The organism is Microcoleus vaginatus FACHB-2002 (genome assembly GCF_040004035.1).
Taxonomy (GTDB): Bacteria; Cyanobacteriota; Cyanobacteriia; order Cyanobacteriales; family Microcoleaceae; genus Microcoleus; species Microcoleus vaginatus_C.
This window is the reverse complement of record NZ_JAMPLN010000011.1, coordinates 63,719-89,321: the sequence shown is the minus strand read 5'-3', so window position 1 is coordinate 89,321 and position 25,603 is coordinate 63,719. Positions and strand designations below refer to the sequence as shown.

At 45.5% G+C, this 25,603-nt stretch carries 21 protein-coding genes, 2 tRNA genes and 3 pseudogenes; 12 read left to right on the top strand and 14 right to left on the bottom strand.

Annotated elements, in window-relative coordinates:
• Nucleotides 1–58: 58 nt before the first annotated feature.
• Both NDI35_RS12095 and NDI35_RS12090 read right to left on the bottom strand, forming a co-directional pair.
• On the bottom strand, nt 59–802 hold the full coding sequence (locus tag NDI35_RS12095) for an HAD family hydrolase (RefSeq protein WP_445312945.1): 744 nt from the start codon (nt 800–802) through the stop codon (nt 59–61).
• Nucleotides 783–2,288, bottom strand: coding sequence for a mannitol dehydrogenase family protein (locus NDI35_RS12090; protein ID WP_445312944.1), 1,506 nt, complete (start codon nt 2,286–2,288; stop codon nt 783–785). Before NDI35_RS12090 ends, NDI35_RS12095 begins: the two co-directional genes overlap by 20 nt.
• A gap of 1,016 nt (nt 2,289–3,304) precedes the next feature.
• Here NDI35_RS12090 and NDI35_RS12085 point away from each other — a divergent pair.
• The gene (locus NDI35_RS12085) at nt 3,305–3,565 is read left to right on the top strand and encodes a hypothetical protein (RefSeq protein ID WP_445312943.1); all 261 of its coding nucleotides are present in this window, start codon (nt 3,305–3,307) and stop codon (nt 3,563–3,565) included.
• Nucleotides 3,566–3,666: 101 nt separating this feature from the next.
• Here NDI35_RS12085 and NDI35_RS12080 read toward each other — a convergent pair whose 3' ends face one another.
• The 5 genes from NDI35_RS12080 to NDI35_RS12060 form a co-directional block, all read right to left on the bottom strand.
• Complete coding sequence (locus NDI35_RS12080; protein ID WP_445312942.1) at nt 3,667–4,416, bottom strand: DUF72 domain-containing protein; 750 nt, start codon at nt 4,414–4,416, stop codon at nt 3,667–3,669.
• 99 nt (nt 4,417–4,515) lie between these two features.
• The gene (locus NDI35_RS12075; protein WP_445312941.1) at nt 4,516–4,893 is read right to left on the bottom strand and encodes a hypothetical protein; all 378 of its coding nucleotides are present in this window, start codon (nt 4,891–4,893) and stop codon (nt 4,516–4,518) included.
• 174 nt (nt 4,894–5,067) lie between these two features.
• Nucleotides 5,068–6,117 carry a CAF17-like 4Fe-4S cluster assembly/insertion protein YgfZ gene (gene ygfZ, locus NDI35_RS12070; protein ID WP_445312940.1) on the bottom strand — a complete coding sequence of 350 codons (1,050 nt, stop codon included), beginning with the start codon at nt 6,115–6,117 and terminating at the stop codon, nt 5,068–5,070.
• An 84-nt stretch (nt 6,118–6,201) separates the two neighbouring features.
• Complete coding sequence (locus tag NDI35_RS12065) at nt 6,202–6,585, bottom strand: hypothetical protein (RefSeq protein WP_445312939.1); 384 nt, start codon at nt 6,583–6,585, stop codon at nt 6,202–6,204.
• A gap of 186 nt (nt 6,586–6,771) precedes the next feature.
• Nucleotides 6,772–6,843, bottom strand: a tRNA-Val gene (locus NDI35_RS12060).
• Between the two features lie 72 nt (nt 6,844–6,915).
• Here NDI35_RS12060 and NDI35_RS12055 point away from each other — a divergent pair.
• The 5 genes and pseudogenes from NDI35_RS12055 to NDI35_RS12035 form a co-directional block, all read left to right on the top strand.
• The gene (locus tag NDI35_RS12055; RefSeq protein ID WP_445312938.1) at nt 6,916–7,545 is read left to right on the top strand and encodes a metal-binding protein; all 630 of its coding nucleotides are present in this window, start codon (nt 6,916–6,918) and stop codon (nt 7,543–7,545) included.
• Between the two features lie 173 nt (nt 7,546–7,718).
• A complete protein-coding gene (gene mazG / locus NDI35_RS12050; protein WP_445312937.1) occupies nt 7,719–8,546 on the top strand; it encodes a nucleoside triphosphate pyrophosphohydrolase in 828 nt (275 codons plus the stop codon).
• A gap of 71 nt (nt 8,547–8,617) precedes the next feature.
• Nucleotides 8,618–9,542 (top strand): annotated as a pseudogene (locus tag NDI35_RS12045) (RNA-guided endonuclease InsQ/TnpB family protein); the annotation flags it as partial.
• 132 nt (nt 9,543–9,674) lie between these two features.
• Nucleotides 9,675–10,883 carry an ISAzo13 family transposase gene (locus NDI35_RS12040; RefSeq protein WP_445312936.1) on the top strand — a complete coding sequence of 403 codons (1,209 nt, stop codon included), beginning with the start codon at nt 9,675–9,677 and terminating at the stop codon, nt 10,881–10,883.
• Between the two features lie 30 nt (nt 10,884–10,913).
• A pseudogene (locus tag NDI35_RS12035) lies at nt 10,914–11,159 on the top strand (zinc ribbon domain-containing protein); the annotation flags it as partial.
• Between the two features lie 350 nt (nt 11,160–11,509).
• Here the strand turns inward: NDI35_RS12035 and NDI35_RS12030 are convergent.
• Together NDI35_RS12030 and NDI35_RS12025 are read right to left on the bottom strand one after the other, a co-directional pair.
• Nucleotides 11,510–11,995: a bilin-binding protein gene (locus tag NDI35_RS12030; protein ID WP_333136706.1), complete on the bottom strand. Its 486-nt coding sequence runs from the start codon at nt 11,993–11,995 to the stop codon at nt 11,510–11,512.
• Between the two features lie 83 nt (nt 11,996–12,078).
• Nucleotides 12,079–12,441, bottom strand: coding sequence for a hypothetical protein (locus tag NDI35_RS12025; protein ID WP_445312935.1), 363 nt, complete (start codon nt 12,439–12,441; stop codon nt 12,079–12,081).
• Nucleotides 12,442–12,464: 23 nt separating this feature from the next.
• Here NDI35_RS12025 and rlmD point away from each other — a divergent pair, with 23 nt between their 5' ends.
• Nucleotides 12,465–13,877, top strand: a complete 1,413-nt coding sequence (gene rlmD / locus NDI35_RS12020) for a 23S rRNA (uracil(1939)-C(5))-methyltransferase RlmD (protein ID WP_445312934.1) — start codon at nt 12,465–12,467, stop codon at nt 13,875–13,877.
• A 164-nt stretch (nt 13,878–14,041) separates the two neighbouring features.
• Here rlmD and NDI35_RS12015 read toward each other — a convergent pair.
• From NDI35_RS12015 to radC, 5 genes are all read right to left on the bottom strand, one after another.
• Nucleotides 14,042–14,128: transfer RNA gene (locus tag NDI35_RS12015), tRNA-Ser, on the bottom strand.
• A 60-nt stretch (nt 14,129–14,188) separates the two neighbouring features.
• A complete protein-coding gene (locus NDI35_RS12010; protein WP_445312933.1) occupies nt 14,189–16,798 on the bottom strand; it encodes a ComEC/Rec2 family competence protein in 2,610 nt (869 codons plus the stop codon).
• A 211-nt stretch (nt 16,799–17,009) separates the two neighbouring features.
• Nucleotides 17,010–17,489, bottom strand: a complete 480-nt coding sequence (locus NDI35_RS12005; protein ID WP_015176986.1) for a DUF4079 domain-containing protein — start codon at nt 17,487–17,489, stop codon at nt 17,010–17,012.
• A gap of 706 nt (nt 17,490–18,195) precedes the next feature.
• The gene (locus tag NDI35_RS12000; RefSeq protein WP_015176985.1) at nt 18,196–18,534 is read right to left on the bottom strand and encodes a DUF1815 family protein; all 339 of its coding nucleotides are present in this window, start codon (nt 18,532–18,534) and stop codon (nt 18,196–18,198) included.
• 317 nt (nt 18,535–18,851) lie between these two features.
• Entirely contained in the window at nt 18,852–19,583 is a 732-nt protein-coding gene (radC, locus tag NDI35_RS11995) for a RadC family protein (RefSeq protein WP_190736147.1), read from the bottom strand.
• Between the two features lie 108 nt (nt 19,584–19,691).
• On the opposite strand from radC, the gene NDI35_RS11990 reads away from it, so the two are divergent.
• The 5 genes and pseudogenes from NDI35_RS11990 to NDI35_RS11970 all read left to right on the top strand — a co-directional run.
• Nucleotides 19,692–19,853, top strand: coding sequence for a hypothetical protein (locus NDI35_RS11990; protein ID WP_445312932.1), 162 nt, complete (start codon nt 19,692–19,694; stop codon nt 19,851–19,853).
• 102 nt (nt 19,854–19,955) lie between these two features.
• Entirely contained in the window at nt 19,956–20,963 is a 1,008-nt protein-coding gene (locus NDI35_RS11985; protein ID WP_445312931.1) for a helix-turn-helix transcriptional regulator, read from the top strand.
• A gap of 133 nt (nt 20,964–21,096) precedes the next feature.
• On the top strand, nt 21,097–24,198 hold the full coding sequence (locus NDI35_RS11980) for a TonB-dependent siderophore receptor (protein WP_445312930.1): 3,102 nt from the start codon (nt 21,097–21,099) through the stop codon (nt 24,196–24,198).
• A complete protein-coding gene (locus NDI35_RS11975; protein ID WP_445312929.1) occupies nt 24,119–25,195 on the top strand; it encodes an iron-siderophore ABC transporter substrate-binding protein in 1,077 nt (358 codons plus the stop codon). Before NDI35_RS11980 ends, NDI35_RS11975 begins: the two co-directional genes overlap by 80 nt.
• Nucleotides 25,196–25,274: 79 nt before the next feature.
• Nucleotides 25,275–25,601 (top strand): annotated as a pseudogene (locus NDI35_RS11970) (DUF1636 domain-containing protein); the annotation flags it as partial.
• Between the last annotated feature and the right edge of the window lie 2 nt (nt 25,602–25,603).

Genomic DNA, 25,603 nt, shown 5'->3' with positions numbered 1-25,603 from the left:
CGCCATTTTTCACCATCGTAACTAAGAGCATCAAGCGATCGCCTGATGCCGCCTGTCTTTAGACTGGCGTTGCGGATAATAAGCCGATAAGGTCGTGCATCCGCTCTATAACTTGGTGGGCACCAGCCGACTCAAGAGCATCTGCACGGCTGCTTCGTTCATCCTCGCTTATATGAGTTCCCCCTACATAACCGATAATCTGCCCAATTCCAGCGGCAACGGCAGCCCTTACCCCACTGATAGAATCTTCAATTGCCACGCAATCGGAAACTTCTGCGTCCAAACACTTCACTGCATATAGGTAGATGTCAGGAAGTGGCTTGGGCCGCGGAACCGGGAGAGAGTCGTGAGCGCTAAATATCTGCTCGCTGGGGAAATAGTCGGTCAGGGCTGCAGAAGTAAGGCAAGCACTCAGGCGCTGTAAGCTGCTGTTACTTACAAGTGCATATTCAACTCCGTCGTCGCGCAGGGAAGACAGCACTTGGGGCGTTCCTACCGTCGCTTTTGCCTCTATAGTAAGCCGTTCGATCGCTCTCTTTTCTTCTTCAGCCACTAGCCTGTCAATATCGCGCTCATTAAGACTGGTTAATGAATCAGGGTAGAGGTTTTTGAGTATTTCCCTGTAGGGTTTCCCGGCGAACCTTTTAACAAAGTCCTCAAGCTCATAGTATTGAGCGCCAGGGAACTCACGAGCCACTTCATTTGTCAGCCTCCATGCGCTCTTAAGTGCTATGGTTTCACTATCAACGACAGTTCCGTCATGATCGAAAAGCACCACCAAATCATGCTGAAACGGTTTCATTTAAAAGACCTCCCTCACTGTAATTTTTAAGCGTAGTCAATAGTCCGTGGGTCTGAAGATCTTGCAAAGCCCTGTGGCATTCATTATCTACAAACTCTGTCTGTTCGCAATTCTGCAATCCCAGAATCCCGCTAATCACTGCGCCTTCTTGAATCGCTGTAATTGCGCTTTGGGTATCCTTGGCATGATAGGGTTGACCAGACTCGCACGCCTCTTCTCTGACTGCAAGCAGCCACGCCGCAACGGGAAGTATAATCCGCTTCATGCTGACCTTTCGGCTATAAGCATCCTGAAGTATCGGAAATATATACTTGCCTACTTTCCTACAGGTTTCTGAAGAGATTCTCTCAGTCGTATCGGGAAGATCCTCGTTACTGAGCCTTAGTAACACCTGTTCCATATATTGTTCACACATCTGGCGAGGCACTGGTGTTGCTGCTGCGATATCGTCCATGAGAAGCCGAGTAAACAACTGGAATTCTGGTACCGCGATCGCCTCGTGCATATACTCTATACCTGCTCTTACAGCTAAACAGGCGATGAAGGAGTGTACTGCATTCAAGAATCTCGACTTCATATACAGAAAGGGAGTGATGTCGCTAGTCATAATCACCCCCGTATCTTCCCACTTGGGTCGATCGCCTGTGAATTTGTCTTCCACGACAAACTGCCAAAATGGTTCGGTTACAATGGGCGCGCGATCGCGAACTTGCAACAGTCGGCTGGGGTAGTTATAGTCGGATTCTTGCTCTTGAGGCACAATCCTGTCTACAACCGAATTAGGGAACGTGGCGTTATCCCTGATATATTCTGCAAGTTGAGGATCGATCATATCAGCGTAAGCTAGCACGGCTTTTCGCAGGATCTCCCCGTTTCTTGGGAGGTTGTCGCAAGAAAGTGTGGTGAAGGGGGTCATTTTGCGATCGCGTCGTCGGCGTAGCGCCTCTACTATAAAGCCAATTGCAGTTGTTGGAGTGGAAGGATTTCGCAAATCGTGCGCGATGTCTTCATTCGCTGTGTCGAGATTAAAATTCTTGTCTAGATGGTAGCCTCCTTGAGTAATAGTAAGAGTCACCAGATGCACAGAGGGAGACGCCATTTTTTCAAGCACATACTCGCACTTCTCTCTACCATTAACTATTTCCCTGATAGAACCGATAACTTCAGCTTCCTCACGATTTTGAGCGCAACTAGAGTGTTTGGTCAAAGTGTAAAGGAATCTCTGCGGTTTCAACCTAGTAATGGTCTGTTGACTCTTGAGGCTAACCCCACAAATCCCCCATCTCTGCTCTTGGGAATCCTTCTGTGCAAGATAGGTATGTATAATGTAGGCAAGATGCCCCCTAAAAAAACGACCTGGCCCGAAATGGACGATACCAGTCTTAAGCGCCCTCCTGTCGTAAAGAGACTGTTGCCTCCACAAACCAGTTACAGTACCGAAGCGAGAACTTGAAGAAACACTGGGCGGTCTGAGTAAGTTAACCATGAGATTTCTTAAATAAGTGTGATAAGGTAAAAGGAAGATTGATCGGTCTGGGTATACCCAATGACCTACAGCCAACACAAATGTCTCAAACTGCGAAAATTTCGCGTATCCTTTGTGCCATCTACAAAGAAGCGTATTACCAGATGGTAATTAGGGTGTGACAGATAGAGCAGAGAAAGAAAAAATCAGGTAAACCTAATTAATAATCAAAGCTCAATGGGTCATTAACCTGAAGTAAGGCACAAGAGTACGCGACCTACTGCAACTTTGTTCAACTTTGGCAAGTGCGTAAGCCGAATGTATGTCCTATAAGGCGCAAATAGAGTGCTTTTAATCCTGGCTTTAGATTCCCCAATAACTCTGTAGACTTTGATGTTATTTCCCTTGGTCGCTGCTATCCTCCGTATTCAGGAGAATCTACAAACAATTCTTTAGAGGTACTTATAACAACAGGGTAATTAGGGTCTGACAGGTAGAACAGAGAAAGAAGAAATTAGGTAAACTTAATTAATTAAGTATCAAATATCAAGTAGTCATTAACCTGAAGTAAGGCACAAAAGTACGCCACAGACTGCCACTTGGTTTAGCTTGGGCAAGTGCGTAAGTCGAATGTCTTTCCTACAAGGCGCAAATAGACTACTTTTAAATTATGTCTTTAGATTACCTAATAACTCTGTACACTTTGTATGTTATTTACCTTGGTCGCTGCTATCATCTGTCTTCAGGAGAATATACAAATAATTCTTTAGAGGGACTTATAACCACAATCAAGTGTATACTTCGCTATAAGCAGTTAAGTTAGAGTTGGGCGTTTGTGTAGCAAGCGTCCAAAAAACAACGCTTGCCTTGAAAATTCCTGTCTGTAGCGGATGGCTGATACAGCATTGCAAGTCCGTTTCAGTCTGTCCATAAATTTTTAAAGTTTCCTCACTCATTCTCTAAAATTGGAATTACGACTCGACTAATGGAGGAAGGGATAGCCGAAGTGCAGCGGGATGTGAGAGCGCATTGCTCAGATGTTGCCATCAACTTGCTGGGATTGTTGGAACCGAGGGAAGGTGGAACTGTACTTCAAACACCGCTACAAAGCGTTTAATTATGGCATCGAGAAACTGACGGAGTTTTTCGTGTTTCCCAATGTCAAGCGCACCCTACGGGATTTGTTTGAAATGGAAGCAAAAGTGTTCAGTAATGTTGAGCTGAATGCGATCGGCTTGTGCTGGGTGATGTTGAGTTGGATGTGCGGGTTCGGGGTGAGTGCGATCGTCAAACAATAACCTAGACGAACGCCATCTCCGATTTCTAATTCAGCTTCAGGGAACTGCAGAGCGTTTTTGAATGCGCCCAAAAGAATGGGAACGGTTTCAATTAGCGTCTGTCAGGAAATACGGTTCTCCACAAAGGTTTTCAGCTTTGAAGCGTTGCGAACTGCATTTCCCTCTCCGTCGTTGTTGAAGTAGACGAACACGCTTCGCCCTTGACTTTCCCACTCGTGGATGCGATCGGCCCACCAATGCAAATCATCATCCGAGTAGGAGCCGCCGTAGAGATTGTTGGCGTCGGGGCCGTGGAGGCGCACATAGACGAATGAGCCCGTTGCGCGCAGGATACACGGAAGGTGGGCCCCGCTCATCACGCAGTAAGCCGCTCCAGAGCGTTCCAGCAGCGAAAATACCTCTTCTGTGTGCCAGCTTGGGTGTCGGAATTCCACAGCTACTTTGATCCAGGAGGGCACCTGTTCTAGAAAGTAAGCTAGGCGGGCAGAGTCGCAGGCGAACTGGGGAGGAAGTTGGACGAGCAGAATACCCAGTCGATCGCCCAGACATTGAAGTCCCTCGCTCATCCGTTCCAACCACTTTTCTGGTGAGTAAAGACGCTTGGAGTGGGTTAGACCACGGGGCGCTTTTACGGTCATCAAAAATCCTTGGGGGAGGCGCTCTCGCCAGTTAGTAAAGGTAGTGTTTGGTGGCCAGCGGTAGTAGGTGCTATTAACTTCGACAGTTTGATAGTGCTGGATATAGCAATCGAGCCTAGAGCGAGGCGGTTGCTGGTGGGGATAAAGCACACCTTCCCAATGGTCGTAACTCCAACCTGAAGTGCCGATGTGAACAATCGAATCCGGGTTCATTATCCCTTCCATGATTCGGATCTGGAAATCGCTACTCAACAAACAAAGTCCGCGCAGGCGGACTAAGAATATGATATTTGAAAACTGGATGCGATTGAATTAGTTGGCGCGATCGCTGCTACCTCGATCTGCCGCTTTTTCTACTGCTTCCTGTCCCGGCGTAACTGCTTCGCCCACGTTATCTTTTACCGATTCTATAAATTTTTTGGTACTGGGGGCAATAGGTTGGTCTAGATTCAGCTTTTCTCGGATATTGTCAAGTACACCCGTGGCATCCTTCTCTGTATCGCTTGTTTGCTGCCGAGCGGGACGGGCAACTTCGTAAGACTTAGCTTCAGGGGTTAAAGATGTAGCGATCGCTTGCATTTTGTTGCCCGAAAATTCCAATTCGGAGCTAAAAATCAGCGCTATTCCTAAAGCAAAGATTATTCCTACTCGCAGGCAAGTTGTAACTAAGCGTGATGTAAACTTTTTCATTGAAAAACTCTGTTTTTTCTGTAATGACTGTTATACAGAATAATTGCTGTTGTTGGTTCGCAAATCTATCTAAAGATAGGACTTGCTGTCAATTTGTGGTGTTAGCATTTTTCCCAACTCAACCTCAACAAAAAAGTTTTTGGCGCTGCGGCGTCAACAGGCAACCGAGCGCAACTACGAACTCAAGAAAGGTACATTTACTACTTCGCCTGACACCGATCCGACTTGCACTTTAAGCCCTTCGCCGCCCGCTTTTGTGCGTATGTAAGCAAGACCAAAAAAGCCGGATTCAGTTTCCGTAAAACTGGTGAGTTTGCCGACTTTTTCCTCTCCAATTGTGACTGCTGTTCCGGGTTCAACCGCACCGCTCAACTGCACGCCCCAAAGTTCCTGTTTGACTCCTTTATAGGTGTTCAACCGGGCAATAGTTTCTTGACCTATGTAGCAGCCTTTGTCATAGGTAATTGTGTGTAAAAGGCGGGCTTCTAGGGGGTTGTAATCATCTGTGATTTCAAAATCGGGTGCGGGGCGTCCTTGTTCAATTCGCAGTTGTTCCCAAACTCGATCGCCCATCGGTACGGCCCCAGCTTTGACTAATTCCTGCCACAAGTTGGCTGCATCGCTTGCTGGCGCAATTAACGTGTATCCGGGAGTTGCTAAACCGCTACCAACCGCAACTCGGATGTCCATACCTGCAAAATTTATCAATTTGTGAGTAGCGTAAGGTTGATTTTCTAGTTCGGTAACTCCGATTTTTTCGAGTAGTTGAGTGCTTTCCGGACCGAGGAAACTGAAAGCAACAGTTGTATCGGTTAAATCTGTTAACTCGACGCGATCCATTGGGAAAATATAGCGATCGAGCAATTCCAGCAGTTGGCGGCGGCGGTTGGCTGAAACTAGCAGCAGTACAGCATCTTCTGTAGCATAAGCGGTGGCGAGGTCGATCGTCCGGGCGGTGGAAGTCACGAAAACGGTGTCGCAACCTTGACCGGGTTTGAGTATATTGAAGTTATTGGTACTTTGATTGTGCAAGAACCGCAGTCGATCGCTGTCTGAGATTTGAATGCGTCCCCAGTGAGTGCGATCGTACAAAGCCACACCTTTTTTAGTTGCTGCGATCGCTTCTGCGTCGTTACCAAAACTGACTGGCACAATTTCTTTGGTTGTTAACTCTGCAAAAGTAGCACCGCCTGCTGCTTGAATGTCGTGCAATTCTTGAATCATAAGATTTTGTTGACTGTTGACTGTTGACTGTTGACTGTTGACTGAGGACTGTTAACTACTGCTTTCTTGTCAACTGACAAATGACTATTTGCTCAAATTGGCGAATATTTCTTGTATTAATTGACTGGTTTTGGCATCAAGACGATTCCAATCTACATCGCCCGTGTCCTCCTCAATCAAGCTAGTATCAATTACAACTTCTTGGCTTTGCAGTTGAGTGTGGGCGGGCTGGTAGTTGACAAAGCAGACTCGATAGCAAAGTTCCCAAATATCGACACATCTTTGCTCGCCTTGATTCTCTAAAATTAGTTGATAGCCCGGAATTGGAATCTGCACTTCTTGATAAGTGCCCGTCCAGACAGACCCCTCTAATTGTTTGCGGATGTTGTCGAGCACTCGGATCATTGCTGGCTGCATGAGCAGTTCAGCTTGCTGCCAAGCGATCGGGCTAGTTATTTTAGGCTTCATATACAAGGTTCTAAAAAAGAAAATCAATAAATTAATTTTCTAGCATTGGGTGCCAACTTTTGAGACATCCGCCACAGAATGTTAAATTTAGTGGTCACCCAATTTAACAGTCAACTCTCAACAGCAACAGCCGTTCTCGGCTTGACGGCTAAAAACGGCTGAAACTGCTGATATTGAGTTATCGGATGGGTAATGTAGGATTTGAACCTACGGCATCCTGCGTGTAAAGCAGGCGCTCTACCACTGAGCTAATCACCCAATTGCACTCACCGGGATTTATCATATCACAGTAACTCAGAAAGATCAAGTAAAAAAAATCCTAAACTTTAAATGCCCTCTGGCCGCACCCACGATCAAATAACCCTGTGGAGTTTGCCCTTGGTGGCAGCCCTCACCTTTGGCCAGACTCAGAGCAGCAACCTGACTTTGCTCGTTTCCGGCAGCTTCTTATTCGGCGGTCTGATGTTTGGCCCCGACTTGGATATCTACTCTTGCCAGTATCAGCGCTGGGGATGGTTCAAACCGATTTGGCTCCCGTACCAAAAAAGCCTGCGCCACCGCTCTTTTTTGTCCCACGGCCCTCTGATCGGGACTGCTTTGCGAATCTTGTACCTCGCTATCTGGATCGCGGTTCTCGGAATGTTGGGATTGGCAATTGCCGAAAAAGTCGGGAACTTAGGCTGGAATTGGCAGGATGTGGTTTTGAGTTACGGGCGATCGATCTGGGAACACCACATCGAAATTTTAGCCGTTTACATCGGTCTAGAATTGGGCGCTATGAGCCACTATCTGAGCGATTGGGGCGGATCGGCTTACAAAAGATTCAAAAAGAAAGGATTGAGCGGGTTGGGCCGTCCTAAGACAATTAAGAGGCCCAAAATCAAAGCTCCCACTCGTACATCTAGCAAATCCATAGCACAAGGAAGAAGGAAAAAGGAAGAAGGAAGAAGGAAGAAGTAATACAATCAGCAGAAGGAAGAAGGAAGTTCGGCAACGAGCAATGTACGGGATGTAACGGATGTCAGTCCGATGTCCGTCGGAAGAAGGAAGAAGGAAGATGTAATAAAATCAATGGTTGGAGCGCTTAACAACGTTATAACCGTCTGGGCGGTTGATATAAAAGGTAAATTATTATGTCTAATTCTGAAAGTCGATCGCTCACAGCACTCGAAGAACTTATAGAAGTTGTAGCTAAATTGCGATCGCCAGACGGCGGATGTCCTTGGGATTTAGCCCAAACTCCCGAAACTCTCATTCCCCACATAATCGAAGAAGCTTATGAAACCGCCGACGCGATTCGCAAAGGAGATAAAGATGCGATCGTCGAAGAATTGGGCGACTTACTGTTACAGGTAGTTTTGCAAGCTCAAATTGCCAGCGAATCCAATCAGTTTACCTTCGCAGAAATCGCTGCGGGCATTACAGAAAAACTAATTCGGCGACATCCCCACGTCTTCGGCGATGTCGAACTCAACAGCGTCGATGAAGTCAACGAAAACTGGGAAAAAATCAAAGCAGCAGAAAAAGGCACAACTTCGGAAAAGCCGCCAACTTTATCCTCGAAAATGAGCCGTTATGCCAGCACTTTGCCACCGATCACCGCCGGTATGAAAATCTCTCAAAAAGCTGCGGAAGTGAGTTTTGATTGGGACAGTGTAGACGGCGTTTGGGATAAATTTCACGAAGAAATGGCAGAATTTGAACACGCTCTCAAACACGAGGATAAGGCAGCGCAGCAGTCAGAATTGGGAGATATTATGTTTGTGTTGATTCAATTAGCTCGCTGGTACGATTTAGATCCGTCGGCTGCTTTGCAGGGAACGAACGATCGCTTTGTGCAGCGGTTTGCGAAGGTGGAGGCTGCGTGCGATCGACCTTTGTCAGATTATGCCCCAGAAGAGTTAGAATCTCTGTGGCAGCAAGCCAAAGCTTTAATTGCTAAACAAAAGGGCGATCGGTAATCAATCACCGCAGATAAACAACAATATATGACATAAAACCAACTTCACAAAAGACGTGCTAGAGTGTGAAGATGGAAAAAGCCTACCGCTACCGATTCTACCCCACCGCCCAGCAAGAAAACCTCTTGCGACGGACAATGGGCTGTACTCGGCTAGTGTACAACAAGGCTTTGGCTTACCGCACAAAATCTTGGTACGAACGCCAGGAAAGAGTTGGCTACGGCGAAACTTCCTCTATGCTGACGAACTGGAAGAAAGAGGAAGAACTTGATTTCTTGAATGATGTTAGCTGCGTACCTCTTCAGCAAGGACTCCGCCATCTTCAGGCAGCGTTCACCAATTTCTTTGCAGGACGAGCCAAGTATCCTAATTTCAAGAAGAAGCATAACGGTGGTAGCGCTGAATTTACCAAGTCTGCCTTCCGTTGGAAAAACGGACAGGTATTCTTGGCTAAATGTAACGAGCCGTTACCTATTCGTTGGAGCAAACAAATTCCCGCAGGTTGTACTCCGTCAACTATTACGGTGAAGTTAACACCTGCTGGACTCTGGTTCGTGTCAATCCTCGTGGACGACTACACAATCAAGCCACTTCCTTTCGTCAGATAAAGCTATTGGATTGGATGTGGGGATTACCAGCCTGATTGCTACCAGCGACGGCGATAAAATCACCAATCCCAAACCTTTCAAACAACTACGGAAGAAGTTAAAAAGAAAGCAAAAAGCTTTGGCTCGCAAGCAAAAAGGAAGCAACAACCGAGAAAAAGCACGGAAACGAGTAGCAAAAATCCACGCGCAGATAACTGATGTGCGTAAAGATTTCTTGCACAAGCTAACGACTCGACTCGTTCGTGAAAACCAAACGATTGTAGTTGAGGATTTAGCTATCAAAAATATGGTGAAAAACCATAAATTAGCTCTTGCCATCAGCGATGCTAGTTGGGGTGAATTAATTCGCCAACTAAGCTACAAGTGTGAGTGGTACAGGCGGGATTTAGGAATGAAAAATAAATAAGTTGATGAGTTATCGGTTATAATGAAAAAAGTGTGATATTACAATTTTCACTCCTACAGAGATCAACTCACAACGGGTTTTTCTACTCAACTACTCTAATTTACTTTTAAATCCATGTCTTATTCTAATTCTATTGAGTCAGAAATGAAAAAATTTTATAAATCCTTATCAGAAAAGGATAAAAGAAGGTATGCAGCTATAGAATCTCTAAAATTAGGATGGGGTGGAATTAGCTATGTAATGCGAGTTTTGGGATGCAGTCGAAATACCATCATCAAGGGAATAGAAGATTTAGAAAAAATGGACTCAGAGACACTAAATACTTCCAGGATCAGAAAAAAAGGAGGGGGAAGAAAAAGTATTCTGTCTACTCAAATCGGCCTTGATGCAGCATTTTTAGAAGTTTTAAAAAATTACACAGCCGGAGACCCAATGAATGAGTTAATCAAATGGACTAATTTGACGCATAAAGAAATAGCTTCGGGACTACAATCGGCAGGTTTTACAATTAGTCTCCCCTTAGTTGCCCAACTATTAAAAAAGCATGAATATGTGAAACGAAAAGCTCAAAAAAAACAAACAATAGGAATTAACACAAATCGGGATGCTCAATTTAAAAACATTGCTAGACTTCATGCAGAGTATAGAGAAGCCAGCAATCCTATCATTAGTTTTGATACCAAGAAAAAAGAAGTTTTAGGAAATTTGTATCGTCCGGGAACTCTCTATACAAAGGAACCTGTCACTACTTTCGATCATGATTTTTGGAGTTTAGGTCACGGCAAAGTAATTCCCCATGGAATTTATGATTCTCAACAAAACCGAGGATATATAACATTAGGAAATAGTAAAGATACCAGTGAATTCGCCTGTGAGTCTTTAAAAAATTGGTGGAATAATTATGGTAAAGCTACCTACCCTAATGCTAATTCTATCTTGGCTAAATGTGATGGGGGAGGTAGTAATAATGCTAATCATTATATTTTCAAAGAAGATTTACAAAAATTAGTTAATGAAATAGGAATTGAGATCAGAATTGCTCATTACCCTCCTTATACATCTAAATATAATCCCATAGAACATCGACTTTTTCCTCATATTACTAGGGCTTGTCAAGGAGTAATTTTTACAAGTTTAGAATTAGTCAAATCTCTCGTCGAAAAAACTCAAACTAAAACGGGACTATCTGTAGCTGTAAATATCCTTAATAAAGTTTATCAAACTGGTCGAAAGGTAGCTGATAACTTCAAAAATAATATGCAAATTGTTTTTGACGAATATTTGCCCAAATGGAATTATCGAGCCTTACCTCAACCTGAGTAATTGATTAAGTTATTTATTTTTCATTCCTTAATAAAAATAGACCGCTGGTTTCCTAGTTCTAAGCGCTGTGGAAACTGCGGTCACATTGTTGAGAAGTTGTCGCTGAACATTCGCGAATGGGAGTGTTCTACGTGTGGGACTAATCACGACCGCGATATCAATGCGGCAAAAAATATTTTGGCGGCTGGGCTAGCCGTTTCAGTCTGTGGAGCGACCGTAAGACCTGAAGAGAGCAAGTCTCGGAAGGCTGGTGCTATGAAGCAGAAACCCAATTAGCAATGATTGGGAATCCCCGTACCTTCAGGTCGGGGTGGATGTCAAATCCAAACCTGCCCCACTCTTGGAGAACTCTCGCAGCTCAAAACATCCATTCACTACGACAGCCGGAAATTCAAAAAACAATCTCTCCCAAAAACACTTGACTTTTTAAATCAAATGTGCATCGAAAGACAAGACGAACTCAACATCTGGGAAAGCTTAAACTGCATTGCTTCCTAGCAGAAATGAGGCAGATTTCCTTGCCAAAAAGCAGAAGCGAAACATTTGCGAGCAATTGCGAGATCAAATCACCCCAAAAATCACCCGCGAATGCTCCGCCACATTCATTAAAGCAATCACCAAAGCAATTAAGACATTGCTTGAGCGATATAATCAAAATAAGGAGCTGCTTCCTTAGCATCCTCCTGATTGAGCAAAGCCAAAGAAGCTTCCTTCAAACAGCGGATAGCTTCGACCATGCCAGGAACAGGAACGCCGAGAGAATTATACATTTCCCGAACGCCAATCAAACCGATGCTTTCGATCGGCTCCTTGTCACCCGCCAAGATACCGTAGGTAATCAGGCGCAAGTACCAGCCGTAGTCGCGCAGACACAAAGCCCGTTCGCGCTGGCCGTAAGCATTGCCCCCAGGAGAGATAAAATCAGGTCGTTTTTTCCAGAGTTTTTTACTAGCTTCTTCAACAATTTTCCTCTCACTGTCAGACAGCGCAGTAGCAATACGCACCCGCTGTTCTCCGGTTTTAAAGAAATCATTGATACTTTGGAGTTCGCCGGTACTGGGATAACGAAGTTCGTCGTCGGCTTGGAGAATAAATTGGCTAACTACGCTCATTGTTATTCAAATTTGAGGATAACATTTATAAACATTCCCATCAGTTGGCGACAGGATTCTTGGTTCGCAGACTTGCCTTGCTCCTAAAATTTATTAATCCTAGAAGTAGAGGGTAAATCTCCCCAAGCGTTATGCTTGATGTTCAAGCCAGTTTCCTTGTGTTCCAAGGTACTGCGGGAAAAACTCAAAAATTGCGAGTGAGAGTTTGGATGTCGGCAGACACTTTGACTATTTAACGAGTTTTTGCTAAATCGCCCCAACAGCATATCGCACCGACGATATCGAGGCAACTCCCGACAAGCTCGACTCCCCGGTTGAAGCTTGGCTTTAGCAGCAAGACGTTCAGCAGCAGGAAGACAGCCTGCAATTGAGTTTGAGTGCGATGGCTTACGCCCCGCTTCGCTACGACTTATCTCAGGAAAGAGAGAGCGATATTGCATTACCATATTAAATCCTACCACGACTACTTGTGACCAAATCTAAATTCCCCACCCCAAACTCGACGAAATTGGCAAACCCTTGCCAGCAAGGTCAACTGATTGAGATAGAGATTACCGACTTGACAGACACCGGCGACGGAGTTGGTCGTTTTGGTGAGTTAGTAGTGTTTGTGCCCGATACCGTGACGGGCGATCGAGTCCTTGTCCGCCTCGTGCAAGTCAAATCCACCTATGCTACAGGCAAGCTGGACACACTTCTCGAAGCATCCGAACACCGCATCCGAGCTAACTGCATTGTCGCTGACAAGTGCGGTGGCTGTCAGTGGCAGCACGTAGATTATCAATATCAGCTTGCAGCCAAGCAAAATCAAATCATTCAAGCCTTAGAAAGGATTGGCGGATTTAGCAATCTGCAAGTTGATGAAATTTTAACGGGAAAAATCGAGGGATTTTCCCAATTTTTGGGATACCGCAACAAAGCGACTTATCCCGTGGCAATATCTGCAACAGGTCAAGTCCAAGCAGGTTACTATCAAAAAAGCACCCACAAATTAGTCAATCTCAATCAGTGTCCGGTGCAAGATCCGCGCCTCAATCCTTTGTTAAAAGAAGTTAAAGAAGACATTCACTGGCGGGATTGGCAAGTCTACGACGAAAAGAAACATACAGGAGAATTGCGTCACTTATCCTTGCGGATAGGACGGCGCACCGGCGAGATGCTGCTAACTTTAATAGTTCGCACTGGAGAGTTGCCGGGACTCGAAGAGCAAGCATCAGAGTGGCTGAAACAATATCCTCAACTGGTAGGTGTTTGTTTGAATATAAACCCCGCTCAAACTAATGTGATTTTTGGTGCCGAAACTCGCTGCATTGCTGGTCGTTCTTATCTGCGAGAAAGATTTGCTGGGATGAATTTTCAGCTAAGAGCCGATACTTTTTTTCAGGTAAATACAGAGGCGGCTGAAGCGTTGTTAGAGGTGATGGTAGGGGAATTGAATTTGCAGGGAAACGAGGTTTTGGTTGACGCTTACTGCGGCATTGGTACTTTTACTTTACCCCTGGCAAAACAAGTAAAAATAGCCATAGGTTTAGAAGTGCAACCGGCGGCGATCGAACAAGCCCGATTAAATGGTGAGTTAAATGACGTGAGAAATGTCGATTTTCAGGCGGGAACTGTAGAGAGTTTGCTGCCTTCCTTGGGATTGACACCGGATATTCTGCTGCTAGATCCGCCGAGGAAAGGGTGCGATCGCGCGGTTTTGGAAGCTATCAAGGAAATCAAACCAAATCGCATTGTTTATGTTAGCTGCAAGCCTGCTACTTTGGCTCGCGACCTGAAGATTTTGTGCGAAAATGGGGATTATAAGTTAGCGCGAGTGCAGCCTGCGGATTTCTTTCCTCAGACTTCTCATGTTGAGTGTGTGGCTTTTTTGGTCAGGTGAATGAAAGGGCGATCGGTTTTTGGGAATGAAAGGGCGATCGCCCTAAGCTACGGGGCGGGCAAATTTCGACTTTGACAGTCATGCCTACTTGGTTGAGCATTATAAAACTGCACATATGGCTAAAGAAGCTGATAGCCTCAAAGCCTTGTGGAGTAAGGAATGTACGGAGAGGGTGGGATTTGAACCCACGTTAGAGTTACCCCTAAAGTAGATTTCGAGTCTACCGCATTCAACCGCTCTGCCACCTCTCCAATTGATTTGAGATGTGAGCTAAAAGTATTTTACCGCACAGTGCGCCAGATTGTAAATCTTTATAAAAAAGAAGTTTGATTTTCTTCAGATTCCAAGGTGGTCTTAAATCCCCCTGCTGGAGTCCACTGGAGGGCTCCGTCGCGGCCTGTCCAGAATATCTGAGTTTTGCTTTGGCGCAGTTGGGCTGCGGTTTCTGGGTCGATTTCGTCAGCAGATGCGATCGCCACTTGCGGCCCCACTGCGCCCAAGAACTCAGCCGTCAAGGTTTTTCCTGACCACCACAGCACTTGAGCCGGCTTCAAGGTTCCCGTTGCTGCCAATTTTTTTTGCGCTTCCGGTGTCATTTCACCGACGAGCAACCAAGTTCGATTTCCCACCAGGAATTCTACCACCGGAATCTCCGCATTCACCAACTGCAACCGCGTCGAACCCAGATCAACCGTACTGTTAGTTTCTAAAGGAAAGTAAACGCCTTGGCGAGACTGCACAGCCGTCATAAATTCCTGATTGTTGCCACGGTGAATTTGTTTCGGAGCATTATTATCATAAAATGTTTTAATTGGCAATCGTTCTAGTAATTTTCCCCAACCACTACTCAAACCTAAATGACCGTGAGTGGCGATCGCAAAATTGACTGAATTAACTCCTTGCTTCTGCAAAAAAGGCAACACTGTAAACCTTACGGTATTTTCATCACCGCTATTAATTAGCGCCACTTTTCCCCTATCTTGAATTACTAAAACTGGATCGCCAGATGTCGCCAGCAAAGTAACTTGAAATAAAGATGATTGAACCTGCCAAGCTGGCAAAACTATAATACTTATTCCCGCCACCAGAGCCAGCGGTAAAATCCAAGCCGATGAAAAACTCGGCAGATCAATAACTCTGCTTTTCCCCTTCTTCCCTTTCCCTTTTTCCTGGTTTTTCCCTCTGACTGCTTCCGGCTTCCGTCTTTTTTCTTCCTTGCTCCTTCTATCCGTTACATCCGTTACAGAATCCGTTGCCGAACTTCTCCCGATCCAAACCCAGCAAATTAAACTGTAAAGCGCTATTAGCTGAAACACCGATACTTGACCGACAGCTACCGAATTACCGGGCAATTGCGAGAAATATTGGGCGATCGCAATTAACCCCTTTGCCGGATAATCGAGCAGTTGCGCTAAAACACTGCCAGCGGGCGGAAAAATCAATCCAGCTAAAGCGCTAACCATCCCCCCAATACTCAAAATCCACAGCAAAGGAGCCGCAATAATATTAACTAAAATGCTGTAAGGTGATACCACACTAAAAATATAAAGTAACAGCGGCAGTACCCAAACTGAGGCGGCGATCGGAACCACAACAATCGAAGCGATCGCGGGCGGCATCCAGTCCAACTTTGCCATCAGTGGTGGCGTTGTCACGATTAACCCCAAAGTCGCCAAAAAACTCAGTTGAAAACCTAAATCCCAAATCCACAAAGGGTTAACCAGCAGTAAAATAGTAGCAGCGATTAACAGCAATCCCAGTGGCTTAACTTGGCGGTTCAGCACCAAAGCAAATAGTGTTCCAAATCCCATCAAAGCAGCGCGGCATACAGAAGCTTCAAAGCCAGTTAATGCCACTAGCAAAAATAAAGCACCGACGCCAAAACTAAATTGTAATTGTTTGGAAAAACGCCTGGTTAAAGCTAGAACTAAAGCCAAAACCATCGAAACTTGAGTGCCGGAAGCTGCGATCGCGTGGGCTAATCCAGCCTGCACAAAATAGTCGCGGATATTGTAAGGTAAATCTACTGCTTGTTTGCCGAGGGCTATCGCACTAATCAGCGGGCCTTCGGGAACATTTAACTGCGATAGTTGCGATCGCACGAGCCGTTGCCGCATCGCTTGAATTTTCGATGGCTGCATCCCGCTGGGCTCCAAGAAAGCAGCCGTTTGGCTGTTAACTCGATTTACATCCGCAATCGCCTTTTCTCTCGTCCAGTCAATTTGACGACCTTTTAGCCCTACAAAAGCCCCTTCTCTGGCTAAATATGCTTGAAAATCAAAAGCCCCTGGATTCGACGGCGGCTGCGGTTTGTACAAGGAACCCACAACTGCGATCGTATTGTCGGCGTACAAACCCGTTGCTTGCAGCAGGGGCACTGTAACGTAGAGTTTGCCGGATACTGGGCGGTTTACTACTGCTCCTCCCTCGCCGCCGTTGATTTCGCTAACTAAATCTGTTTCTAGCCAAAATTGCGATCGGCCCGATCGAGTCAATCGAGGCGTACTGACAACTCTACCGCGAACTGTCACTGCCACTTCTTGAGTGTTCCCGCCAGCCGGAATCAGTTTGCTGATGTCATCTATTGCCGGTTGGGGCGATCGAACTGCAAAATAAATGCTAGCTAGAAATGCCAGTAAACCCGCAACTGCCCACACCCATTTCGCTCTCGGCAGCATCTCCAACAAACTCAACTCTTCCCTCGGATCTAAGGGTTCTTCCAGAGCATTTTCTTTTTGTCTGCTGCGTCTTTTCTTAGTAACTTTGACGGAATTTTTAGTAAAATTTCGCAACAATTTTGGCAGGGCGATCGCCACGGCTATTCCCAAAGCAAGTATCGCGTATCTACCCCAAGGAACCGCTGTAGAAATCAATCCCAAAATGTAGGCAAGACAGAAGATGACACCCGTTGCTTGATTCATTAATTAGTAATTCAGAGGGGGAATATTTCAGGGAAACCGATGCAGGAATTATGCACTCTTTACCCAAGAAACCTGGTTTTTCAAGCGGAGTAAAAAGCTAAACGCCGTGTATTTAGATCAAAAACCCAGTTTCTGGCTACCTATGCGTAAGTTATGGGAAAATTTCTTTCCTTACATTCTTTCCCTTCCCGTTCCCCTTCCTCTTCCTCTTCTAAATAGACAGCCCCAATTTTAAACCGAAAGCCGCGTGCAGCACCATAAGTGCAAGGGCTGTCGTGCCTAAATAAGCGTGAACCGCGCGCAGTGCCAGCTTATTGCCCCCAAAACCCGTTAGCGAAATCAAGCTGCCAACAGCCAGCAAAACCAGCACTGCCGAACCCGTCCAAAAATGCGGACTTTCCATGACTGGCTGGTGCTGCATCACCAGCGACAGCAAGCCGCCTGTATAGCCCAAAGCTAGAAACAGAAACATCCACGGTGCAAGCTTGCGGTGATCCGAGCGACTTTTGAGTGCGACATCTTTATCGGTGGCCAAACGTCCCTGCCATCCCGTATACCCGACAAAACTGCCCATCGCCACTACCACTATCCCCATCATTACAGGGTGTCCCCAATGGGTAATTGGTTCGGGAATTCCCAGACTGCGAAATTGACTGGCGATGGGTTCTAGTAGTTCGCTTAAATTTACCATTTGATGCTGACTCCAAACTGGGCGATAAATATTTTAGGACTAATCATTAAAGTATTATAAAATTAGTTTAGCAAGTGCGAGCGTACACTTCAAAGAGCCGTTTAACCTAAAAGCCAAACATTGGTCAGAAGCCTAGATATAGGCAAAACTTAGCCGGCTGAAGCCGGCTGTGAGATGTTTTACAGCAGTGATACTGCTTCAAGTTAATTATTAGCCTGATAGGCTAAATCTAAGAGCAAAAATAAACGCCATTCGCCCGCACATCACACCCCGTGGGCTGCCTTTTGCCCAATCTTCACAGCCTCATCCTCACTCTGGATGTTAAATTTTACCTGCCTGCTTAAAGTTAATTTCAATTCCTTGACTTTTGAATGCCAAAGTGAGAAATTAACATCGCAGCCGACGAGCAGTCGCACTTCTAAATTTTGCTAATCGCTCTCAAGGGAGAACCAACTGCTGAAAAAAAAACTAGAGGTTCCAAGTTTGAGACTTCTGGCATAAAGTATGCCGTCTGCCCAGGCTCACTTCGATCGACTGAGCGCTAAACCGTCTGAAGGCACCCTGATAGTACCCTTGTCTGTTGAGCAGCCATCGCTGTGCACCTAACTAAATGAATCCTCCCAACTAACTCGCTGGGGATTCGGTTTTAGCAGACAAGCACCCACTTTCTTGTGTCGCCTTCCTCGGAACCGTGCAATCGCTACACTCACTGCGCCGTCGCTAAAGTAGCTTCCGAAGGTTGGATTTGATACTTTACGAGATTTGCCAGTTCTTGTAACTGATTAATCGCTTCTGCACCTTCTAGTTTCATGAGTTCGCGGTCGTCCCGCATCTCAGTCCAAGTGATACCGTAATCTGACACTAAAAATCGAATCAGATGGTTGTCCGTCAAACTGACCATAAATGAGGCACTGTTCATCTGACCCCCGCAAGTGTAGCAGGATGCCAGATAACCCCGATGCTCTAGCACGATCGCTAAAGCTTGGAGGTTCATTACCAAATCTTGAACGAATTTACGGTGTTGTTCTGCAAGTCTCAGAAACACAGTTCTCCTCCTATCACCACACCGTGTATTTTACATCCCATTTAATAATTTCTTAATAAATGGGTATTTAGGTGCTGGTTTAGTATACGTTTAGTATGCTCAAAAAAAATCGGATTAGCGACCTCTTCAGCCTACCTATACTAGATTAACCGAGTTGTGCTCGAAACGAAGTATCAGCAGCGACATTCAGCCAAAACAGGCTCTCGCGGGGGACTCCAGCCGGAAAATTTGCCTGCTCTCAGAGCTGATTAGGCCGTGGGAGAACCCAAAGATACAAATAACTAATGATAGCAATGAAATTAGTTAAGTATAAGAGTTCAATCGCCCTGGGGATACTCGTCCCAAAGCGTCGTCGTCTGCCGCAAGCTCCGAAAATCGCCATTCCCCAAAATCAAGTGATCCAGCAGCGGAATCGACAAAAACTGCGCTCCCGCCAGCAACTGTCGCGTCAAAGCAATATCCTCCGGGCTTGGCTCCACAATCCCGGAGGGGTGATTGTGCGAGATAATCGCCCGCGTCGCCCCCTGGCGGATCACCTCCCGAAATATATCCCGTGGGTGAGCCAAAGTTTCCGTTGCTGTGCCGATCGTAATTACCTGAGTACCCAGCAACCGATTTTTCACATCCAGCAACACCACAGCAAAACGTTCCTGAGACTGCCACATCAAATCCTGACTCAGGGCATCCGCCGCCGCTTGGGGAGAGTCAACCACAGCCATTTCCGGCGGCCGCGACTGAAACACCCGCTTCCCTAACTCGACTGCAGCCAAAATCGAAGTTGCCTTGGCAGGGCCAATCCCGTGAATCTGCGTCAACTCCTGAACGCTAATAGTGCGTAGCACAGCCAGAGGATCACGGTGGTGCAAACTCAACTGATTTAAAATATACTGTCCGAGCCCGACGGCGGAAAGTTTGCCGGGTCCCTGACCAGTACCCAGAAGAATCGCAATCAATTCTGCAGTCGCCAAACTTTTCGGGCCGCCCGCCATCAACCGTTCCCGTGGCCGTTCACTCGTTGGCAAATCGACAATTCTCAAGCTGTAAGTCATAGCTGCACCCGCACCGCAAGCTCAACAATTACACAATTTTAGCCGATCGATTTGCCTTCTTCAATTCGTACAATCACCGAAAAAAGCCTTCATCATTAACCGAGGCTGTTGGCAGATCCAGTTCGCGATCGCACCCTATTAAAAAAAAACCCGGTTTCTCGTTGTCGCGATCGAGCGTATATGACCACATTACGTGAAGAAAACGGGTTTTTGCGATCGCGAACTGAGAGCGAATCTAACGCAGCGAAACGCTGCGCGATCGAGTCTTGATCTCGATCGAGCTGGTAAGTAATAGGCTAACCATTTCTGAGAAATAGGGTAAGATTATTGCAACTTATTTGCAAGTAGTAGTATCACTATTTCTAATGCACCATGACGTTTACCTTAACTCGATCGGACTGGAATGAATTGTGGGACTCGACAAACCGATCGCAAAACCCTCAGACTGCGATCGACAGCTTTGAAACAGTTTGGCAAATGCCATCCTGTCTGGGTTCTGGCTACAGTCGCGATTTACAGCTAGCATCAGGGATATGGTTAAATTTGTCGGATTGCACTTGCCAACAAGATTGGACTGTGAAAGTCCCTGACCATGACCACTTAATCCAGATCTATGTGTTGCTGTCAGGCACTATAGACACCCAAGGCGTACACCCAACACTGGGCAAAAATCGTGCCTATTTTTCAGGGAGTGGCATTTCGCCTAGTTATGGGGAACAGCATTACAGTGGACAGCGATTAATAACGGTTAATGTGGAGCTAGAGCCAGCTTTGCTAGAGCCGCTATTTGGTCAAGATGAGCCGTCACGGGAAAACCTACGATCGCTGCTTTGTAAAGAGCAGGACTGGAAAGCTTCGTTTTATCCGACAGGGACAGTCGCCATGCGAGCGCTAGCCCAACAGATTTGGAATGCGCCCTATCATGGGGCGGCAAAGCAGATGTATTTGCAGGGGAAAGTCTGGGAACTATTGGCGATGCAGATCGATCTGGTGATGGCGGATCGTATTGCTCCTGTGACAGCCCCGAAACTGCGTCCTGATACGATCGCGCGATTGCACTATGCTAAAGAAATTTTGACAAACCAACTGGAGTATCCGCCGTTGTTGTCTGAGTTGGCGCAACTGGTGGGGGTGAGCGAGCGCACTCTCCAGCGAGGCTTTCAGACTCTTTTTAAAACTACGGTATTGGGCTATGTGACAGAGCAACGCTTGGTACGCGCCGAGTGTCTGTTGCGTCAGGGCGATCGCACAGTGGCAGAGGTGGCAAACCTAGTCGGCTATGGACATTTCGGACATTTTGCTGCTGCCTTTAAGCGACAGTTTGGGATCGCGCCGAGTCAATGCGTAGCAGGGAAAAAGCTTGTCAGCAAACATTTCTAGCAGAATGGCGGTTTTTGGATCGTGATTGGCGGTTTTTGGATAGACAGGGCGAGATTGATTTCTTTACACTAACTTTGGTTAATTGCAAATAAGTTGCAATAGTTTGTTTTTGGTGTAAGGAGTTATGACCAGTATGAAAAGCGCTTTAGTAAATTTGCCAATTAATTTGTCGGTAAAGTTAGCTTTGTTAGTGGTTGTGTCGGGTAGTTTTGCCGGTGGCTGGGCGCTACCAGCAGGGGCAGAAGAAAAATCTACCCCAATTCCTACCGAAAAAGCAGATCCTAAATTATCATCATCGCCGCCAGTTCCCCTTGAAACTGAGCCTGTCAGGGAATCAAATCTAGCAACTTCACCGACTATCGGCAGCGTCAGTGATTTGCAGCCAACTGCAACTACAGGGCAACAGTGGATGGCACAAGCGGATGCGGCGGGTAGTTTGGCCGGTGGCATGGCGCTACCAGCAGGGGCAGAAGAAAAATCTACCCCAATTCCTACCGAAAAAGCAGATCCTGAATTATCATCATCGCCGTCAGTTCCCCTTGCAACTGAGACTGTCACGGAATCAAATTTAGCAACTTCACCGATTATCCGCGTCAGTGATTTGCAGCCAACTGCAACCACAGTGCAAGAGTGGATGGCACAAGCGGATGCGGCGGGTAGTTTGGCCGGTGGCATGGCGCTACCAGCAGGGGCAGAAGAAAAATCTACCCCAATTCCTACCGAAAAAGCAGATCCTAAATTATCATCATCGCCGCCAGTTCCCCTTGAAACTGAGACTGTCACGGAATCAAATTTAGCAACTTCAGCGATTATCCGCGTCAGTGATTTGCAGCCAACTGCAACCACAGTGCAAGAGTGGAGGGCGCAAGCAGATGCGGCGATCGTCAAAATTATTGGGGTTAAGATCGCGCCGACAGAACAGGGTATCGACATCACTCTGGAAACAGAAGCAGGAACTACTCTCGCCACTCCCACCACTCGCACACAAGGACAAACTTTTTATACAGATATTCCCAATGCGGTGCTTTCTCTTGCTGAGGGTAATGAGTTTAAAGTCGAAAATCCTGCAGAGGGAATTGCCAATATTTCGGTAACTCAGGTATCACCTACGTTTGTGCAGGTTTTGATTACGGGGATTGATGGATTGCCTAGGACTCAGGTTTCCACAAATGAGCGGGGTTTGGTGATTTCTTCTACTCTTTCAACAACTATGGCAGAGTCAGAAGATGATGAGGTGAATATTATTGTTGTTACAGGCGTTCGAGATGCCTATCGCGTGCCAAATAGCAGTGTGGGAACACGAACCGACACACCCTTGCGTGACATTCCCCAATCGATTCAGGTAGTGCCTCAAGAAGTGTTGCGCGATCAAAATGTGACCCGTCAAGAAGAAGCTCTGAGAAATATCAGTGGTGTGGTTACGGGAAATCCTCCCTACTATCAAGGAAGTTTCTACCGGATTCGCGGTTTTTTAATCGAAAATTTTTCAGGTAATAATCTAACAAATGGTATACCTGACTTTGTGGGTGGTCTTTCAACTGGGTTTTCCAATGTTGAAAGAGTAGAAGTCCTTAAAGGTCCAGCCTCCGTTTTATTTGGGCAGGGCAATCCCGGTGGAACCATCAATACAGTCACAAAACAGCCCTTACGTGAACCGTTCTATGAGTTCAACGCAACAGTTGGCAATTATGATTTCTATCAAGGTGCGATTGATTTGTCTGGTCCACTAGACAATCGTGGCAATGTTCTATACCGATTAAATACATCCTATAGAAGTGCTGGTAGTTCTATTGATCTCATAGAAAATAAAAATTTTCAGATAGCTCCTGTCTTGAGTTGGGCGATTAGTGATACAACAAAGTTAACCCTTGAAGGGGATTATGTCAACGATAGTGTTCCTCCCCCAACAGGTGTGCCAGCTCTTGGATCTGTGCTTTTTAATCCTAATGGAGAAATATCACATAACCGCAACTACAACGAGTCTAACGCCAATCAAAAAGTGAATCTTGGCCGAGTTGGATATAGATTAGAGCATGAGTTCAGTGATTCCTGGTCACTACGCCATGCATTTTTTGCATCATTTTATGATTTAAAAGTATCCAATCTTGCTTTGCCAACTGGTCTACAGCCTGACAATCGAACTTTAAATCGTCGATTCTTGGACACAACACGCGATATTACTTCTTACGTACTTGCATCGGATGTAACTGGAAAAATTTCAACTGGATCAATAGAACACCAGTTAACACTTGGATTTGATTTTAACGATTTCTACAATAGAGATACTGGCACTGCAATAACTGGCTCACCTATTGATATATTCAACCCTGTTTTTGGGCAGCCGATTGATTCTACTCCTGCCTTCGCGTTTGATAATGCTACTGACAGAACAGCATTAGGAATCTATACTCAAGATCAGATTACAATAGCCGAAAATTTGAAGCTATTACTAGGTTTACGTTTTGATACGTTCACTCAGACAGTAAAGGATCGGGAAGCTAGCACGGAACAGGAACAATCAGAAAATGCCTTTAGTCCTCGTGTTGGTATTGTTTATCAACCCATTCCACCAATTTCCCTTTATGCCAGCTACAGCCAATCTTTTTCTCCTGTTAATGGGCGCAGTTTTGAAAATGCACAATTTCAACCAGAAAGAGGTACACAATATGAAGTTGGAGTAAAAGCAGATTTAAGTGACAGATTATCTGCAACACTTGCATTTTACGATCTACTCCTCTCCAATGTTTTAACCAACGATCCAGTCAATCCTGACTTTTCTGTTCAAACAGGCAAACAACGTAGCAGAGGGATAGAGATGAATCTGTCAGGTGCAATCTTACCAGGATGGAATATCCTTGCTGGTTATGCTTACACTGATGCTCGCATCGAAGAAGATAATGCTCTGCCTGTAGGAAATCGACTTGCTAACGTGCCAAAACATTCTTTCAATTTGTGGACAACCTATGAGATTCAAGCGGGTAAATTAAAAGGATTGGGTTTTGGCTTAGGGCTTTTCTATGTTGGTGAGCGTCAGGGTGATTTAGACAATTCATTTGAGATACCTAGCTATTTACGGACAGATGCCGCCATATTTTACCAACAAGATAATTGGAGAACATCGCTCAATGTCAAGAATCTATTCGGAGTAGAGTATTTTGAAAGTTCTTTCAATCGAAATCGGCTTTTTGCTGGAGAAGACATTACAATTCAAGGTACGATTTCTTGGCAATTCTAACCGCAAAGGAAAGAGACGAAGATACATAAGCCGCTTCGTTACTTGGCTGTCTTTGGGCGTGATAGGACTTTTGCTTGTCACAGCCTGTACTCCTAAAGATCGCCACAACATTCAAATACCTATTGAATCGGGCATTGCAGAGTGCCATTCGTTTCAGCACGTTATGGGTGAAACTTGTATTCCTACTGCCCCGAAACGTGTCATTACGTTATCTGCCTTAACTCTCAATAATGCCCTTCTTCTGGGAGTAAAGCCCCTTGGCAGCACTTATTTTCTAGACGATCGTAAGTTACTTATCAGCAATGGGGTAGAATTTCTGGGACGTTCTCAACCCAATCTAGAGAAAATATCCTTGCTTAAGCCAGATTTGATTTTGGGCTGGGAAAACATTGACAAGAGTGTTTACCCCTTACTTTCAAAAATTGCTCCTACCGTGTTGGGAAAGTTTAAAAAACCTCTCGATTGGTCAAAGCACTTTGATTTTGTCGCTCAGGTTTTAGGCAAGGAAAAAGAAGCTAAAGAAGCGTGGAAGAATTACTACAAAAAAATTGAAACCTTGAAAATAGCTTTGGGCATTAACGCGGACTCTCTAAAGGAGAATGGCTACCAGGGACAAAAAATTTCATTTATCCACATACATTCTGGTAATCGTGGTGTTGAGAGTGATGTGAAAAACTCGTTTGCTGGTTCTATTCTAGATACTGTTGGCTTACAGCGTCCAACAGCACAGAATATTAATGCTCCCTATGGACAGCTCAGTATTTCTGAAGAGGAACTAGAGAAGGCTGATGGAGACGTGCTATTTATTTCTATAATTAGAAATAACGCCAAAGAAGCTTTTGAAAAAATTCAGAAAAGCCCCCTTTGGAAACGCCTTAATGCAGTTCAGAAAAATCATGTTTATTTAGTTGATCCCTCAACCTGGACTGGTTCAAGTTTACCTGCGGCCAATGCTGTCCTTGATGATCTCTACAAATACCTCGTCCACACACCTTAAACCTATGTATAAACACACCCTATTTATCTGTAAATCCTGCCACCGTTCCTCCGCATAAAGACCAAAAAATCCCCCTTTTGATGGCACTATTCTACTTGACAAGCTGAATACTCTAGGCGCCGAACAATTCCCAGACAATGAAGTGGAAATTCAACCAGTGGGATGCTTATGGGCGTGCAATCATGGCTGTGTTGTATCTGTCGCCAGTCTAGACAAACCCACTTATCTGTTCGTCAATCTCACCCCCAGAGAAAGTGCCGCTGCATTACTAGATTTTATGCAACTGTATATCAAAAGCGATAAAGGAACTGTAGTTTGGAAACAGCTTCCTGAACTGTTACAGTCTGCTATTTTCGCCCAAATACCCCCTGTATTAATCAATGAAACTCCAGGTAATTATGATTAATT

Bases quoted from the DNA above. Each gene is read 5' to 3' on its own strand.
- NDI35_RS12095 (WP_445312945.1), bottom strand. From the start codon at position 802: ATGAAACCGTTTCAGCATGATTTGGTGGTGCTTTTCGATCATGACGGA.
- NDI35_RS12090 (WP_445312944.1), bottom strand. From the start codon at position 2,288: ATGGTTAACTTACTCAGACCGCCCAGTGTTTCTTCAAGTTCTCGCTTC.
- NDI35_RS12085 (WP_445312943.1), top strand. From the start codon at position 3,305: ATGTTGCCATCAACTTGCTGGGATTGTTGGAACCGAGGGAAGGTGGAA.
- NDI35_RS12080 (WP_445312942.1), bottom strand. From the start codon at position 4,416: ATGAACCCGGATTCGATTGTTCACATCGGCACTTCAGGTTGGAGTTAC.
- NDI35_RS12075 (WP_445312941.1), bottom strand. From the start codon at position 4,893: ATGAAAAAGTTTACATCACGCTTAGTTACAACTTGCCTGCGAGTAGGA.
- ygfZ (WP_445312940.1), bottom strand. From the start codon at position 6,117: ATGATTCAAGAATTGCACGACATTCAAGCAGCAGGCGGTGCTACTTTT.
- NDI35_RS12065 (WP_445312939.1), bottom strand. From the start codon at position 6,585: ATGAAGCCTAAAATAACTAGCCCGATCGCTTGGCAGCAAGCTGAACTG.
- NDI35_RS12055 (WP_445312938.1), top strand. From the start codon at position 6,916: ATGCCCTCTGGCCGCACCCACGATCAAATAACCCTGTGGAGTTTGCCC.
- mazG (WP_445312937.1), top strand. From the start codon at position 7,719: ATGTCTAATTCTGAAAGTCGATCGCTCACAGCACTCGAAGAACTTATA.
- NDI35_RS12040 (WP_445312936.1), top strand. From the start codon at position 9,675: ATGTCTTATTCTAATTCTATTGAGTCAGAAATGAAAAAATTTTATAAA.
- NDI35_RS12030 (WP_333136706.1), bottom strand. From the start codon at position 11,995: ATGAGCGTAGTTAGCCAATTTATTCTCCAAGCCGACGACGAACTTCGT.
- NDI35_RS12025 (WP_445312935.1), bottom strand. From the start codon at position 12,441: ATGGTAATGCAATATCGCTCTCTCTTTCCTGAGATAAGTCGTAGCGAA.
- NDI35_RS12010 (WP_445312933.1), bottom strand. From the start codon at position 16,798: ATGAATCAAGCAACGGGTGTCATCTTCTGTCTTGCCTACATTTTGGGA.
- NDI35_RS12005 (WP_015176986.1), bottom strand. From the start codon at position 17,489: ATGGTAAATTTAAGCGAACTACTAGAACCCATCGCCAGTCAATTTCGC.
- radC (WP_190736147.1), bottom strand. From the start codon at position 19,583: ATGACTTACAGCTTGAGAATTGTCGATTTGCCAACGAGTGAACGGCCA.
- NDI35_RS11985 (WP_445312931.1), top strand. From the start codon at position 19,956: ATGACGTTTACCTTAACTCGATCGGACTGGAATGAATTGTGGGACTCG.
- NDI35_RS11980 (WP_445312930.1), top strand. From the start codon at position 21,097: ATGAAAAGCGCTTTAGTAAATTTGCCAATTAATTTGTCGGTAAAGTTA.